This is a genomic window from Rhizobium sp. BR 314 (genome assembly GCF_047445805.1).
Taxonomy (GTDB): domain Bacteria; phylum Pseudomonadota; class Alphaproteobacteria; order Rhizobiales; family Rhizobiaceae; genus Rhizobium; species Rhizobium lusitanum_B.
In genome coordinates this window covers 183,196-197,083 of record NZ_JARWLA010000001.1, presented here as the reverse complement: position 1 = coordinate 197,083, position 13,888 = coordinate 183,196, and the positions used below count along the sequence as shown (strand labels likewise).

The following is a 13,888-nucleotide window of genomic DNA, read 5'->3' as shown; positions in this document are numbered from 1 at the left end:
TTCACTGCATCGGGAAAACGCTCCATCTGATTGCTTTCGCGCATTCGGGATGGAAGCTGCCGCGCACTTTCCCGGACATGTTCACAGCGCCGCGGCGCTGCCTCTTAAAATATGATGGGAATTATCAACTTTATACTTTACTCCAAAAGTCATGTTTACTAAGGTCGCCTCGCGCTCGTCGGAATCGAGCGCGCAAGAGCAATCAGCAAACGGGTGATGCATGGCGCGTAAGGGGAAGAAGGATTCTGGTCGCGGAAGCCGCGAAGTGCAGGCGACGGCGCAGGTTTCCGGAAAATCCAACCTCGATGTGCGCAGCTTCCTCTATGTCGGTGGGCGCGATTGCCAGGTGGCGCATCTGCGCCAGATCGCCAGCAACTTCGGGGCCGAACTCATCCATCACGATGGTGGCCTGCGTGAAGCCGTTTCACGCATCGATACGGTGTTGCCTTCGGTCGACTGCGTCTTCTGCCCCATCGACTGTATCAGCCACGATGCCTGCCTGCGGGTGAAGACCGGCTGCAAGAAATTCGGCAAGGCTTTCATTCCTCTACGGAACGGCAGCAAGTCCAGCCTCGAAAGAGCGCTGCAGACCATGAAAGAACGAGATGTTTCCCAATGATTGATGACAGCCCTGACGGGGTTATGCTGATCGGCCTGCACAATCTGGCCGCGCAGAATGGTGACGGGCTTGTGCCCGAGCTTTACGAATTGCTGATGCGTCGGGCCGAGGAGCAACAGCGCGCTCCGAATGTGGCGACCTTTCCGACTTGGAAGGTACGTCGCCCAGGTGAGGCATCGGATCGCATCGCGGGCACGACCGCTCTCGATGGCGCAAATATCGTTGCCTTTGCGCCGGACGTGGATAAGACTGTCACGCGTCGCAAGAAGGTCTGATCGTCGAACGAGGTTGCCATGTTTATCGCCATGAACCGCTTCAAGGTCGTCATCGGTTTGGAGGGCGAATTCGAAGAGGTCTGGAGAGGGCGAGATTCCCGGCTGTCTGAAGTGCCAGGGTTCATAGAATTTCGCCTACTACGCGGTAAATCGAATGTGGAAGAGGGCCATACGGTGTTTTCCTCGCACACGAGCTGGCGCACCGAGGACGACTTCATCAATTGGACGAAATCCGAGCATTTTCGCGCGGCGCACCGCAATGCCGGCGACAATAAGCGGCTCTATTGGGGGCCGCCGCAGTTCGAAGGCTTTAGCGTGGTTCCCGGAATCTGAGCCGGGATCTTCTTCGCTGCGTTGGGCGTTAAGGCGGCGTTGCCTTCATGCCTTTGCGTCGCGCATTCCAAAAAACACGCCGATTGCGATCATCGCCCATCCGGCAATCATGCCCATGCCGCCCGTTGGAGCCGCCATCGGGAACAGCGAGCTGCTTCCAAAATGCCTGACGATGAGATCGCCGGCGAAGATCAATGTTCCCAGACCTAGCAATACGGCTGCGAGCGGCGCAGTGCGGATCCGGTCGTAGGCGGCGTAGAGCGCCAGCAGGGCAGGGGCGTGTGCCAGGCTCATGGTCGAAGCCGCGCCGAGGAAATGCGTGTCGCCGCCATGGGTTGCGGCTGCGGCAAGGGCTACGCCGACACCACCTAGGATGCCAGCCACAAACAGGGTGGCCGGCCGGATTATGGCGCTCACACTCATGTCTTCCTCATTCCCTGTTCTGTATGTGGAGGGCCAGGCGCTCGACCGGCTCCCAGATGATGGCTCGTAGTTTCTCGTTCTCGATGGTTTCGTCCAGGGCGCGGCGGAAGCAGAGCAACCACTCGTCGCGTTCGGTCGAACCGATAGCGGCGACGAAATGGCGGCTGCGCAGGCGGGGATGGCCGCGCTTCTCGATGTAGAGCTGCGGGCCGCCGAGATAGCCGGTCAGATATTCGTAGAACTTCTCCTGCGAGCCTTCGAGGCTCTGAGGATGCACGGCGCGGCAATTGGCGGCCTCGGGCAGCGTATCCATCAGTTCGTAGAAGCGTGACGTCAGCGCGCGCACGGTCCGGTCGCCGCCGATCGCTTCGTAAAGTGTGATGGTTTCTTCGCTCAAGCCGTTACCCCTGTTTACGATGCCCTACATGGCAATTGATGGGCGACGCCGCAACCGTCGATATGGTCGCTGCGGCGTTTCGGCGCTGCCTTATTTGCTCGACGGCAGGTAGAAGGCGTCGCTCTCCCCCGGAACGAGCTCGAGCGACCAGGTTCGCTGCCGATTTGTATCGGGATACAAGTGATTGTAGGCAGGCATGCTGGAAAGCAGGATTTCGGCGAGTTCGACGCCGAGATCGTGCAGCGACGTGCGAAAACAGGTGAGAGCCGGCTGCAGGAACTTGGCGCGCGGCGCCTCGCGAAAGCCCACGACGGCGATGTCACGGCCGGGAATGATGCCGGCTTCCATGACGCGCCGATAAAGGCCGATGGCCATCAGCTCGTAGATCAGGATGACGGCCGTTGGCCTGTCTTCGAGCCGAAGCAATTCGTCGGCAACCTGATAGCCACCCTGTTCGCTCGATTTGGCGCGGATGATCAGCGCCGGATCGTAGGGAATTCCGTGCCGCTCCAAAGCGTGGCGATAGCCTTCCGCGAAGACGAAACCGAGGTTGATGTCGCTGGTGGGCACGCTGATTGCGATGCGCCGATGGCCGCGCGCGACGAGCCTGTCGACGGCGCTGTTGGCAACGCTGTCGAAATCGAGGTCGGCCCAGGGGTGATGCACGCCCGAGAGGCTGCGGCCGAGTGCGGCAAAGGGGATCTTCGCCTTGGCGAGCAGATCGAAGCGCTTGTCGACGCGCTGCGTCTCGGACAGGATCAACGCATCGACAATACGCCTTGCCACCATGCGTTTCAGATACTCATAAGGGTCTTCGTCATGCGGGCAGGGGAGCATGATCAGATCGAGATTGTGCCGCGAGAACACGCTCTGTAATCCACCCGTCACGGTCAGGAAGAAGTTGTCACTATTTTCGACCGTTTCCTTGCTGGATTGGATCATCAGGCCGATGACGTTGGTCGTGCCCTGCCGAAGGCTGCGTCCCGACTGGTTGGCCACATAGCCCAGTTGCTCGGCGGCGGCGAGCACGCGCTTGCGGGTTTCTTCGTTCACATCCGGTTTGCCGTTCAATGCGCGTGATACTGTGCCGATCGAGATATCGAGATGCTCGGCAAGCTGGCGAATTCCCTTCATCGGCCGCGGTTTTCCTCCATCCACCATTTTCCGTAGTCCCCCTCTATTGACACAGGAAAATCTTTTCGCATAGTATCGTAAACGTTTACGGAGCGCGTGTCATGAGGGGTTGATCACCGCCCGCTGGAGGACATCGTGAAATTCAATGCCATTTTGTGCGGGTGCGGAGCTATGTCCAAGGGCTGGCTCAGGGCCATCGCCTCGACGCCGGCGCTTGCCGCTTCCATTCAGGTCGTCGGCCTGGTCGATCTCAATCGAGCGACCGCTGAAAACCTTGCCAAAGAGTTCTCTCTGGAAGATGCCGTCATCGGCTCGGATCTCGGCGATGTCATCGCGGCGACGAAGGCCGATCTGGTTTTTGACGTCGTCATCCCCGCGGCACGCTTCGCTGTGGTTTCGACGGCTTTGAAGGCTGGCTGTCATGTGCTCAGCGAAAAGCCGATGGCGACCTCGCTCGCAGAAGGTGCCGCCCTGATCGACCTTGCCGCCAAGGCCAGCAAGGTTCATGCCATCATCCAGAACCGCCGCTACATCTCCGGCATCCGTCGCCTGCGCCGGCTTGTAGAGGAGGGTGCGATCGGTGAACTTACGGGCATCCATTGCGATTTCTTCCTTGGCCCGCATTTCGGCGGCTTCCGCGAGGAAATGGACAATGTGCTGCTGCTCGACATGGCGATTCATACCTTCGATGCCGCCCGCTTCGTATCCGGTAAGGTGCCGCTTTCGGTCTATTGCATTGAAAAGAACCCTGTGGGGTCCTGGTACAAGCATGGCGCATCGGCACATGCGCTTTTCGATTTTTCCGACGATGTCGTTTTCAGCTATCGCGGCTCCTGGTGCGCCGAGGGCCGACGCACGAGCTGGGAAAGTCAGTGGCGGCTAACCGGCAGCAGGGGCATGCTAACCTGGGATGGTGAGGAGAATTTCGAAGCCAGCGTCGCCGGCAATGAGCCTGGTCTGTTGCATGGCTTTACGCCGATCGAAGTTCCGGGGCCGAAACATGAGGAAGAGACGCACGGCCATGCCAGCGTCATCGCCTCCTTCATCGAGGCGATCAGGACCGGCAAAGCGCCCGAGACCGCAAGCGAAGACAATATTCGTAGCCTCGCCATGGTTTTAGGCGCCATCGAGAGCGCCAAGGCGGGCCGGCGCGTCGATATTTCAGCACAAGGATAGTGAGATTATGACCAATCCGGCAAAGGCCATCCGCATCGGCACGATGATCAGGGCAACGAACGAGGATGCCGCAGAGAATATCGCCAAGATCGCCGATCTCGGCTTCGAAAGCTTCGAACCCTTCTTCTGGCAGACCACAAACGGCCAAAATCTGGCGGATCTTGGCAAACGCTGCCGCGAAGCCATTGGCGATCGCGACATCACCATCTCGACCCTCGGCATGTTCGGCAACCCGCTCGAAGAGCGCGAGATGGACCTGCAGACACTGCAGGGATGGAAAGACTGCATAGACAACGCCCATCACTTCGGCGCGACCTGCGTTGCCGGCTTTACTGGCCGCATCCGCAACAAGCCGCTCACCGACAGCCTGCCGCGCTACAAGCAGGTCTGGAGTGAGCTTGCCAAGCGGGCTGCGGACAAGGGTATCAAGATCGCCTTCGAAAATTGTGCCATGGATGGCAACTGGGCGACCGGCGACTGGAACATCGCGCATAACCCCGATGCGTGGGAGCTGATGTTCAACGAGACCCCGGACGACAATGTCGGTCTGGAATGGGAGCCATGCCATCAGATGGTCTATCTGATCGAGCCGCTGCCGCAGATCCGCAAATGGGCAAGCAAGATTTTCCACGTCCACGGTAAGGACGCGACCATCCGCTGGGACGTCATCAAGGAACACGGCATCTTCGGCAAGGAGAAGTTCGTCTTCATGCGCACGCCGGGCTTCGGTGACAGCAACTGGACCGACATCATCTCCGAACTGCGCCTTGCCGGCTGGTCCGGCTCGATCGACATCGAGGGCTGGCACGATCCGGTCTATCGCGATGCGCTCGAGATGACTGGTCAGGTTCACGGACTGAACTATCTCAAGAGAAGCCGGGGCGGCGAATACGTCGAGTAACCCACGCTTTGGCGAATCTGCATCGATTTAGGAGGCAAGTTGTGCGTTAATCAAAGGCGTGGAGCGGCCGACGCTCCGCGCGAGACGGGCAACCAAATGGAGGGACTGCCGGGCATTTGCTGATCGCTCTTAGGGGGACGGGCGAATGCACCGGTAGCAATGAGGGAAAAGCCGACGGCAGCGCGGGCCATGTCGTCGGTTCAAAACCGTCACGGTTCGCAGGTGGAGGAGAATATATGAATATTTTTTCGAAGCTGGCGATCTCGGCCGGCATGTCGCTTCTGCTGGCTGCCGGCGTGGCGCAAGCTCAAAACAAGACATTCAACATCTGGTGGTTCGAGCTGCCTGACACGCCTCAGTCCAAGGCTTGGACGAAGGCTCTTGGCGAACTGAAGGCCAAGCATCCGGATGTCACCGTGAATTTCGAACTGAAGACTTTCGAGCAATTGCAAAAGGCCGGCAGTCTCATTCTCAATTCGGATCAGGCTCCTGACGTGCTCGAATACAACAAAGGCAATGCCACCGCTGGTCTCGTTGCTTCACAGGGCCTGTTGACGCCGCTCGACGATCAATTCAAGTCGCGCGGCTGGGACAAGATCCTGAACGACAACAGCACGCAACTGAGCAAGTATGACGCCAACGGCATCTACGGTTCTGGTCCGATTATCGGCATTCCGGCCTATGCGGAGTTTGTCTCCGTTTTCTATAATATCGACCTGTTCCAGGCGAACGGCGTGAAAGTACCGACGACACTGGATGAGTTCGAAGCCGCGCTCGCGACATTCAAGCAGAAGGGCATCACGCCGCTTTCCCTGGGGACTGTGGATTCAAACGGGCAGCATCTGCTCTATACACTGGCACTGACACAGGCGGACGATACCTGGGTCAATAACTATCAGGGCCTCAAGGCACCGCTCGATACCAAGCCCTTTCTCTTCGCCGCCAAGAAGATCGTCGATTGGGTGAGCAAGGGTTACATCTCCAAGGATTCGACCGGTCTGAAGGGCACAGGCGGCGCTGACAACCTCTTCTCCTCCGGCAAGGCGCCCATGTTCATCAGCGGCACATGGAACAACGGCAATTTCGCCAGCTCTATCAAGAGCTTCAAGTGGAGCCAGTTCGTCTTCCCGACGCCAAAATACACCGTCGGCTCTACCGGAAACCTGTTCGTGGTGCCGAAGGGCTCCAAGAACAAGGATCTCGCTTACGAATTCATCGATCTCGCGCTTGGCAAGGAAAATCAGAACGAGCAGGCCAATCTTGGCGGCGTCGCAATTGCCGCCGATCCGGCTGCTGTTAAGGACGAACTCGGCAAGCGCAATGTCGAGCTCTTTAGCAATATCTCCGGCAAGGGTGGTCTCGGCCTTTATCCGGATTGGCCGGTGCCCGGCTATTACGAACTGTTGATCCAGGCGACGACCGGCCTGGTGAACGGCTCAACCACGCCAGATCAGTTCGCCGAACGCATAAAGAAGCCTTACGACGACGCGCAGGCGGCCCAATAATCATCGTCGACAATCACAACGGCGGGACGGCTCAATGCCGCCTCGCCGTATCGGAGGGAGGAATTCGATGGTGAAGGCAGGCAGCGAAAGTAAGGCTGGGTACTATCTCTATATCATTCCCGGCATGCTGGGATTTGCGCTGGTGGTCCTCATTCCGCTGATTGCCAATCTGGCCATCAGCTTCACGACGTGGAAGGGTGGCAACATTCCGCCACGTTATGTCGGCTTCGAAAACTATCAGCGGCTGCTTCAGGATACCGTGTTCTGGGGGTCGATGCAGCATACGCTATTGTTCATCATTTCGATGACGATCGTACCCATCCTTCTCGGGCTGGTGCTAGCTGCGGTGCTGTTCGACTACATTGCTGCCCAGTTCAGCGAGACCTGGTCGAGCTTCTTTCGTGCCGGCTTTTACTTGCCACAGATTCTGCCGTTGACTACGGTAGGCGTTCTGTGGACATGGATCCTCAATCCTTTCGGCATCATTAACGCTGTCTTGCGGGCGCTTGGTCTCGATTTCATGGCGAAGAACTGGCTGGGCGATGCGAGTTATGCGCTGCTGGCGGTTTCCGCCGTCATTGTCTGGGTGCAGGTCGGCTATTGTCTGGTCGTGTTCATGTCCGGGCTCGCGCGCGTAGACCCCTCGCTCTATGAGGCTGCCGAACTCGACAATGCGACCTGGTTCGGCCGCTTTCGCTCCATCACCATCCCGATGCTGATGCCTGAAATCTTCGTCGTCGCATTGACGACGTTGATCGCAGCTCTGAAGGTGTTCGCACCGATCTACGTTCTGACATCAGGCGGGCCGGATAACGCGACGACGGTGCCCTCCTACCTGTCTTACTATCACTTCTTCACGACGAACCGCGTCGGCTACGCCGCGGCGATTGCGACGCTGCAGACCGCCATGACCATCGTGCTCGGCGTCATATTCATGCGCATGCAATCGAAGCAATCCGCGGGGGGACATTGATATGGCCGCGACGTCTTCGCTCTCCGTTCCGGTCGTGCACACGGAGCATCGCAGGAAGAAGGGGTTCGGTCGCTGGGTCGTTCTGACAATCCTTCTCGTTTTCCTGGCCGCAACGCTTTTCCCATTCTTTCTGGCGGCCTTCAATGCCATCAAGACGGCGGCGGATTATGCTGCAAACGGTCCGCTCGCTTTCCCGCGGAGTTTCGATCTCACCGCGTTGAAGAACTTCTGGACAACGGTGGATTTCCCCCGGAAGCTCTTCAACAGCATCTTGATCAGTGCATGCACGGCCATTCTGGCGGTGGTGCTCAGCCTGCTCAATGCCTATGCTATCGGCATCGGCCGTGTGCGCGGCGGGCAGGCGTTGCTGGTGATCCTGCTGATTGCGATCATGGCGCCGCAGGAGGCGCTGGTCTACCCGCTCTACTATATGGCCAAGCAGGTGGGTCTGTTCGACTCGATGCTGTCGGTCATCATCATTCTCGGCGTACTTCACACCGCTTTCGGCACTTATCTGCTCTCATCGGTCCTGGCGACGTTTCCACACGAGATCATCGAGGCCGCGCAAATCGATAATGCGACGCGCTGGCAGATTCTCTGGCTCGTGATCGTGCCAGTGCTGCGCCCAACGCTTGCTGTGCTGGCGACCTTCTTCTTCATCTGGACCTGGAACGAGTTCCTGATCCCTCTCGTGTTCCTGGTTTCCAACAACAACCAGACCATCTCCGTGGCCATGGGCGTGCTGTCGGGATCCAATACGCAGGAGCCGACCGCAATTGCGGCGGCCTCGCTGCTCGGCATCTTGCCGACGGTGATCTTCTTCCTGATTTTCCAACGCACCTTGACACGAGGCGTGGCCGCCGGTGCCGTCAAATAAACTTATGCGGAAAGCTCCGTCTCATCGGGGATGATCCGAAGAGGCGGGGTTCGGTGAATGGCAGTTCTGACGAAGTTCGAATTTTCCGCAGGAGGAGCAAGTGGCAGGAATCAATATCAAGTCCCTCACCAAGCATTTCGGGGCTGTACAGGTTCTCAACGATATCGATCTGACGATCGAGCGCGGCGAGTTCGTCGTCTTTCTCGGCGGCTCGGGGTGCGGCAAGTCGACCTTACTGCGGATGATCGCGGGCCTGGAGTCGATCACGAGCGGTGAAATTTGGATCGGCGGACGGCGCGTTGATCAGTTGCCGCCGGGTGAGCGTGGCGTATCCATGGTTTTCCAATCCTATGCGCTCTATCCGCACATGACCGTTCGCGACAACATGTCTTTCGGCCTGCGCAACATCAAGACCCCGAAGGCCGAGATCGACCGGCGCATCGAGGCGGCCGCGAAGATCCTTGAAATGCCGCATCTTCTCGATCGCAAGCCTTCGGCGTTGTCCGGCGGCCAGCGCCAGCGTGTTGCGATCGGCCGCGCCATCGTGCGCGAACCGGATGTCTTCCTCTTCGACGAGCCGCTTTCCAATCTGGATGCCGGATTGCGCACGCGCACCCGCGTCGAGCTGGCGCAACTGCACGAGCGGCTGGGCGCGACGATGGTGTTCGTCACCCACGATCAGGTGGAGGCAATGACGCTTGCCGACCGTATCGTGCTCTTGAACAACAAAAAGATCGAGCAGGTGGCGTCGCCGGTCGAGATCTACACGCGCCCCGCGACACGCTATGTCGCGCAGTTTGTCGGCTCGCCGGGCATGAACTTCATCAACGTCGCTGGCGTCAGCGAGGCAGGCGGGCTTGCAACCGCGACCTTGCCGGACGGATCGATCATCAAGACTTCTGTCGCATTGGACGGGCTTGAGAACTCGGGGCTGACGCTTGGCGTCAGGCCGGAACATCTCGTCGTCACCACGGCCGAGAAGGGCGATATCGCCGGGCAGGTGGAGACAGTAGAGCGCCTCGGTGATCGTTCGCTCGTCCATGTCCGGCTAAGGGACGGGTCGAAGATCATCGGCACCGATCCCGGCATGACGAGCATCACGACAGGTTCGCCGATCGCCTTTGCAGTCGAGGCAGCGAAGGTGAGCATTTTCGATGCGGGCGATGCCGCGCATCATTCCGTCAACTAAGGAGGAGCAATACGGGGATCATTCAAAATCAATGGGGCTTAGAAGCTATCAATCAGGTCATTGACGAAACCGTCTAACTGGTATGTTATGTCGCCATGTCCACTGCGCACCATAGGAAGAAGCAGCCTTTGTTCGTCCGCCAGCAATTGCTGGAGGTAGCGGCGCGGCTTGCTTCCGAAAAAGGGATGACTGCGGTGACGCTGGATGCCGTTTCCGGCGCCTCCGGTGTCAGCAAAGGTGGTTTGTTGCATCACTTCCCTAGCAAGAACATGCTGCTGGAAGCGCTGTTCGACAGCCTGCTCGAACGTCTGGATGCTGCGATCGAAGAGGCGATGCGTGCCGATCCGATGCCGCACGGCCGGTTTACCCGTGGCTATCTGCGTGCCTGCCTGGCATTGCGGGACCAGCCGCAGGGAACGAAGGACTGGGTGCAGGTGACCATGGTGCTGCTCAGCGAGCCGCAATTGCGGCAACGCTGGCGCGACTGGGTGCGCGAGCGCAGCGAGGAATATGTGGGTACGGATTCCTCGGTGGATGCGGCCATCGTCAGGCTGGCAACCGACGGGATCTGGCTCGCAGACCTGCTCGGCAGCCACGACATGGGCGAAGACGCGCGCGAAAGACTTATCGGGCGGCTGATTGAGCTGACGCAGCTCTAACTTTATCGGAGAAAATGGAATGGCGAACGCATCGGTCTATGCAATGCTGATGGTTGCGATCGTGCTCGAAGTGATCGGCACGACGGCGTTGCAGATGTCGCAGCAGTTCACCCGTCTCGGTCCTACGATCGTGCTGGTGGTCTGCTATGCCGCTGCCTTCTATTGTCTTTCGGTAACGTTGCGGGTGATCCCGGTCGGCATAGCCTATGCCATCTGGAGTGCACTCGGCATCGTGCTGATTTCGGTAGTCGGGCTGGTGTTTTTCCGGCAGAAGCTCGATCTTGCCGCCATCATTGGCCTGGCGCTGATCATCATCGGCGTGCTGGTCGTCAACCTCTTTTCAAAGTCCGTGTCGCACTGAAAAGACAGGTGTTGTCCATCGTTATTTTTGCCTTTGTCAAAACGCTTTGGACGAACTATGTCTTGCGATAGATGGGTTGATCGAGGCTCGTATTACGGCGTTTTCCCAAAGCGCTTTGGAATGCATAAACTATTCAAACCCAATGGTATTAAAGGAGTGCCGCAATGACTATTCGTGCCGTCGTATGGGGCGAAAACATTCACGAGCAAACAAACAAGGTCGTCGCCGAGATCTATCCGGAAGGCATGCACAATACCATCGCCAAGGCGCTGAACGCCGACGCTGGTATCGAAGCAACAACTGCAACGTTGCAGGAGCCTGAGCATGGTCTCAGTGAAGCCCGGCTTAAGGATACCGACGTGCTGTTGTGGTGGGGCCACAAAGACCATGGCGCCGTCAGCGACGAAGTGGTCGAGCGAGTTGCTAAGCGCGTGTGGGAAGGTATGGGCCTCATTGTCCTGCACTCAGGCCATTTCTCCAAGATCTTCAAGCGTCTGATGGGCACGCCCTGCGCGTTGAAGTGGCGTGAGGCGGGCGAACGCGAGCGCCTGTGGGTCATCAATCCCCGTCACCCGATTGCAGCCGGCCTTGGTGAGCATTTCGAGCTGGAAAATGAGGAAATGTACGGCGAGCAGTTCTCCGTTCCGGAACCGCTGGAAACCGTGTTCATTTCCTGGTTCCAGGGTGGGGAAGTCTTCCGCTCCGGCATGACCTGGCGCCGTGGCGCCGGCAACATCTTCTATTTCCGCCCGGGCCATGAGACTTATCCGACCTATCACAACGACACCGTTCACAAGGTTCTGATCAATTCCGTGAAATGGGCTCATAACCCGCTCGGCACGCAGGCCAGCATCCATGATGCGCCGAACGTGCCGGTCGAGAAGGCACTGGAGCCGATCGTCGAACGCGGTCCGAGACTGCACCAGGCCGGCGAAGCCGGTTATCGCTGAGGTATCACATGCGTCTCATAGTAGTTGGCACGGGCGGCATGGCGAAGAACCATGTAGAGCATTTCGCCCGCATTCCTGGCGTCGAAATTGTCGGCGCCGTTGATACGGATGCGACAAGGCTCACTGCCTTTTGCGATACGTTCGATATCAAGAAGCGCTTTCTGTCCTTGGACGAGGCACTGGCCTGGGGTGAATTTGATTCGGTGACAAACGTCACGCCGGACAAGGCTCACAATCCGACCACTCTGCCGCTGCTTGCCGCCGGCAAACATGTTCTCTGCGAGAAGCCTCTCGCGGAGAACTATGAGAAGGCGTTGGAGATGACGGAAGCTGCCGAAAGGGCAGGGGTCGTCAATATGGTCAACCTGACCTATCGCAATGTCGCGCAACTGCAAAAGGCGCGCGAGATGGTGATCTCGGGCGAGATCGGCACGGTCAAGCATGTGGAGGCGTCCTACCTGCAGAGCTGGCTCGTCTCCAAGGCCTGGGGTGACTGGCGCAGCGAGTCCAAGTGGCTGTGGCGCTTATCGACCGGGCACGGTTCGAACGGCGTTCTCGGCGATATCGGCATCCATATTCTCGATTTCGCCGCCTATGGCGCAGCGACCGATATCGATCACGTCTTCGCTCGGCTGAAGACATTCGCCAAGGCTCCTGGTGAGCGTATCGGCGAATATACGCTCGACGCCAACGACAGCTTTTCGATGTCGGTCGATTTCGCCAACGGTGCACTTGGCGTCGTCCATGCGAGCCGCTGGGCAACGGGTCACTTGAATGAGCTGAAGCTTCGCATCTATGGCGAGCGCGGCGGCCTGGAAGTGACCCACAGCCCGAACGGCTCCGAGCTGCGCGGCTGCCTTGGCGATGATACCGAAACGGCGACGTGGAAGGTGATCGAGGTGCCGCCGGTCCCGACCAATTACCAGCGCTTCGCCGAAGCCGTCATGACGGGCAGCAGTCAGGATCCGAGCTTCCGCCATGCAGCAAACTTGCAGCGCGTGCTGGATCTTGCCATGGTGACGGAAACAGAGCGGCGCGAACTGAAGGTCTGATATCCTAAGACCCTTCAGGCAAAGCCTTGGGAGTGCGTGCATGTCTACCGAGGAAAAAGTTGCCAACCATTACACACGCGGATCGCTGGAAACGGCGATCCTGCAAACCCTTGCCGATAACGGTAGGGATATCGACAACCTGCGCATTCGCGATCTGGCCGGCGTCGATGAGTTTCACCTGGGGCGCCATGCTGCCACGGTGGATCTTGCGCGCGATCTTGATCTTTCCGTAGGCCTCCGGCTTGCCGATATCGGATCGGGGCTAGGCGGGCCTGCCCGCCATTTTGCCGACACCTATGGATGCGTCGTCTCGGGTATCGATCTTACCGAAGAATTCGTTCAGGTCGCCAATTCGCTGACCGCCCGTTGCGGTCTGGCGGAGCAAGTGTCCTTCCAGCAGGGGAGTGCCTTGTCCCTGCCTTTCGAGAGCGGCAGTTTCGACCGCGCGACACTCATTCATGTCGGTATGAACATCGAGGACAAGGCGAAGCTGTTCGCGGAGATCAGGCGCATCCTGAAGCCGGGTGGTCGTTTCGGCCTCTATGAAGTGATGCAGATGCGTGATGGCGCGCTACCCTTTCCAATGCCTTGGGCGATGGATCCGGAGACCAGTTTCGTTCGCAGCCCCGATGTCTATCGTCGACTGCTCGATGAGGCAGGTTTGGTGGTGGAGCTGGAACAGGATCGCAGCGCGCTGGCGATCCGTCTGGCGCACGAGGCACGTGCCAAGGCTGCCGCAGGTGGCGCGCGTGACCAGGGATTCCGCGCACTGATGGGTCCGAAAGCCGGTGAACGAAGCAACAACGTCAATACCTCGGTCGAAGGCGGATTGCTCGCACCGATCGAGATGATCGCGAAAGCCGTTTGACGGTGTCGTGTACGATGTACTTGGTCGTAGTGCGTTGACAGCGGCGGGGCTATTTCTATATTGCAATCTCAACGGTAATGGATTTCTGCCGGGCCATGGTGGCCGAACCGCTGCTCTGATTTCTCCAGGGAAGCTGATGACTCCTACTCAACCCGCCTGAAGGCGAAGGAGTAGGGTCGTGCTTTTTTTCTTGCCG

The 13,888-nt window shown here is 58.6% G+C and carries 17 protein-coding genes and 1 riboswitch; of the genes, 14 read left to right on the top strand and 3 right to left on the bottom strand.

From position 1 onward, the window contains the following. Positions 1 to 220: 220 nt before the first annotated feature. From QD461_RS00945 to QD461_RS00935, 3 genes are read left to right on the top strand one after another with little or no spacing between them, the layout of a single operon-like run. The gene (locus QD461_RS00945; RefSeq protein ID WP_414086079.1) at positions 221 to 619 is read left to right on the top strand and encodes a DUF2325 domain-containing protein; all 399 of its coding nucleotides are present in this window, start codon (positions 221 to 223) and stop codon (positions 617 to 619) included. Then, positions 616 to 894, top strand: a complete 279-nt coding sequence (locus tag QD461_RS00940; protein WP_414086078.1) for a hypothetical protein — start codon at positions 616 to 618, stop codon at positions 892 to 894. Before QD461_RS00945 ends, QD461_RS00940 begins: the two co-directional genes overlap by 4 nt. Before the next feature lie 18 nt (positions 895 to 912). Next, the gene (locus QD461_RS00935; protein ID WP_414086077.1) at positions 913 to 1,227 is read left to right on the top strand and encodes an antibiotic biosynthesis monooxygenase family protein; all 315 of its coding nucleotides are present in this window, start codon (positions 913 to 915) and stop codon (positions 1,225 to 1,227) included. A gap of 45 nt (positions 1,228 to 1,272) precedes the next feature. Here QD461_RS00935 and QD461_RS00930 read toward each other — a convergent pair whose 3' ends face one another. From QD461_RS00930 to QD461_RS00920, 3 genes are all read right to left on the bottom strand, one after another. Continuing rightward, positions 1,273 to 1,650 (bottom strand): DUF423 domain-containing protein, encoded by a 378-nt coding sequence (locus tag QD461_RS00930; RefSeq protein ID WP_414086076.1) that lies wholly within the window; start codon positions 1,648 to 1,650, stop codon positions 1,273 to 1,275. 7 nt (positions 1,651 to 1,657) lie between these two features. Beyond that, entirely contained in the window at positions 1,658 to 2,047 is a 390-nt protein-coding gene (locus QD461_RS00925; RefSeq protein ID WP_414086075.1) for a group II truncated hemoglobin, read from the bottom strand. Positions 2,048 to 2,137: 90 nt separating this feature from the next. Beyond that, positions 2,138 to 3,181, bottom strand: a complete 1,044-nt coding sequence (locus tag QD461_RS00920; RefSeq protein WP_414086074.1) for a substrate-binding domain-containing protein — start codon at positions 3,179 to 3,181, stop codon at positions 2,138 to 2,140. Positions 3,182 to 3,316: 135 nt separating this feature from the next. Here QD461_RS00920 and QD461_RS00915 point away from each other — a divergent pair, with 135 nt between their 5' ends. The 11 genes from QD461_RS00915 to QD461_RS00865 all read left to right on the top strand — a co-directional run bounded on the left by QD461_RS00915 (position 3,317) and on the right by QD461_RS00865 (position 13,692). Continuing rightward, a complete protein-coding gene (locus QD461_RS00915; protein WP_414086073.1) occupies positions 3,317 to 4,357 on the top strand; it encodes a Gfo/Idh/MocA family protein in 1,041 nt (346 codons plus the stop codon). A 7-nt stretch (positions 4,358 to 4,364) separates the two neighbouring features. Continuing rightward, entirely contained in the window at positions 4,365 to 5,258 is an 894-nt protein-coding gene (locus QD461_RS00910; protein ID WP_414086072.1) for a sugar phosphate isomerase/epimerase family protein, read from the top strand. A gap of 236 nt (positions 5,259 to 5,494) precedes the next feature. Next, positions 5,495 to 6,763, top strand: coding sequence for an ABC transporter substrate-binding protein (locus tag QD461_RS00905; RefSeq protein ID WP_414086071.1), 1,269 nt, complete (start codon positions 5,495 to 5,497; stop codon positions 6,761 to 6,763). Positions 6,764 to 6,830: 67 nt separating this feature from the next. Beyond that, positions 6,831 to 7,736, top strand: coding sequence for a carbohydrate ABC transporter permease (locus QD461_RS00900; RefSeq protein WP_414086070.1), 906 nt, complete (start codon positions 6,831 to 6,833; stop codon positions 7,734 to 7,736). Position 7,737: 1 nt separating this feature from the next. Next, on the top strand, positions 7,738 to 8,613 hold the full coding sequence (locus QD461_RS00895) for a carbohydrate ABC transporter permease (protein WP_414086069.1): 876 nt from the start codon (positions 7,738 to 7,740) through the stop codon (positions 8,611 to 8,613). Between the two features lie 100 nt (positions 8,614 to 8,713). Continuing rightward, positions 8,714 to 9,802: an ABC transporter ATP-binding protein gene (locus tag QD461_RS00890; protein WP_414086068.1), complete on the top strand. Its 1,089-nt coding sequence runs from the start codon at positions 8,714 to 8,716 to the stop codon at positions 9,800 to 9,802. Between the two features lie 95 nt (positions 9,803 to 9,897). After that, complete coding sequence (locus QD461_RS00885) at positions 9,898 to 10,461, top strand: TetR/AcrR family transcriptional regulator (RefSeq protein ID WP_414086067.1); 564 nt, start codon at positions 9,898 to 9,900, stop codon at positions 10,459 to 10,461. 19 nt (positions 10,462 to 10,480) lie between these two features. Next, a complete protein-coding gene (locus tag QD461_RS00880) occupies positions 10,481 to 10,822 on the top strand; it encodes an SMR family transporter (protein WP_199096464.1) in 342 nt (113 codons plus the stop codon). Between the two features lie 164 nt (positions 10,823 to 10,986). Then, on the top strand, positions 10,987 to 11,772 hold the full coding sequence (locus QD461_RS00875) for a ThuA domain-containing protein (RefSeq protein ID WP_414086066.1): 786 nt from the start codon (positions 10,987 to 10,989) through the stop codon (positions 11,770 to 11,772). 8 nt (positions 11,773 to 11,780) lie between these two features. Beyond that, positions 11,781 to 12,824, top strand: a complete 1,044-nt coding sequence (locus QD461_RS00870) for a Gfo/Idh/MocA family protein (RefSeq protein WP_184702975.1) — start codon at positions 11,781 to 11,783, stop codon at positions 12,822 to 12,824. A gap of 40 nt (positions 12,825 to 12,864) precedes the next feature. Then, complete coding sequence (locus tag QD461_RS00865) at positions 12,865 to 13,692, top strand: class I SAM-dependent methyltransferase (RefSeq protein ID WP_414086065.1); 828 nt, start codon at positions 12,865 to 12,867, stop codon at positions 13,690 to 13,692. A gap of 64 nt (positions 13,693 to 13,756) precedes the next feature. Continuing rightward, positions 13,757 to 13,845, top strand: a riboswitch (Fluoride riboswitch). Positions 13,846 to 13,888 lie beyond the last annotated feature (43 nt).

Coding starts and splice junctions, on each gene's coding strand:
- QD461_RS00945 (WP_414086079.1), top strand. CDS start 221: ATGGCGCGTAAGGGGAAGAAGGATTCTGGTCGCGGAAGCCGCGAAGTG.
- QD461_RS00940 (WP_414086078.1), top strand. CDS start 616: ATGATTGATGACAGCCCTGACGGGGTTATGCTGATCGGCCTGCACAAT.
- QD461_RS00935 (WP_414086077.1), top strand. CDS start 913: ATGTTTATCGCCATGAACCGCTTCAAGGTCGTCATCGGTTTGGAGGGC.
- QD461_RS00930 (WP_414086076.1), bottom strand. CDS start 1,650: ATGAGTGTGAGCGCCATAATCCGGCCGGCCACCCTGTTTGTGGCTGGC.
- QD461_RS00920 (WP_414086074.1), bottom strand. CDS start 3,181: ATGAAGGGAATTCGCCAGCTTGCCGAGCATCTCGATATCTCGATCGGC.
- QD461_RS00910 (WP_414086072.1), top strand. CDS start 4,365: ATGACCAATCCGGCAAAGGCCATCCGCATCGGCACGATGATCAGGGCA.
- QD461_RS00905 (WP_414086071.1), top strand. CDS start 5,495: ATGAATATTTTTTCGAAGCTGGCGATCTCGGCCGGCATGTCGCTTCTG.
- QD461_RS00900 (WP_414086070.1), top strand. CDS start 6,831: ATGGTGAAGGCAGGCAGCGAAAGTAAGGCTGGGTACTATCTCTATATC.
- QD461_RS00895 (WP_414086069.1), top strand. CDS start 7,738: ATGGCCGCGACGTCTTCGCTCTCCGTTCCGGTCGTGCACACGGAGCAT.
- QD461_RS00885 (WP_414086067.1), top strand. CDS start 9,898: ATGTCCACTGCGCACCATAGGAAGAAGCAGCCTTTGTTCGTCCGCCAG.
- QD461_RS00880 (WP_199096464.1), top strand. CDS start 10,481: ATGGCGAACGCATCGGTCTATGCAATGCTGATGGTTGCGATCGTGCTC.
- QD461_RS00875 (WP_414086066.1), top strand. CDS start 10,987: ATGACTATTCGTGCCGTCGTATGGGGCGAAAACATTCACGAGCAAACA.
- QD461_RS00870 (WP_184702975.1), top strand. CDS start 11,781: ATGCGTCTCATAGTAGTTGGCACGGGCGGCATGGCGAAGAACCATGTA.
- QD461_RS00865 (WP_414086065.1), top strand. CDS start 12,865: ATGTCTACCGAGGAAAAAGTTGCCAACCATTACACACGCGGATCGCTG.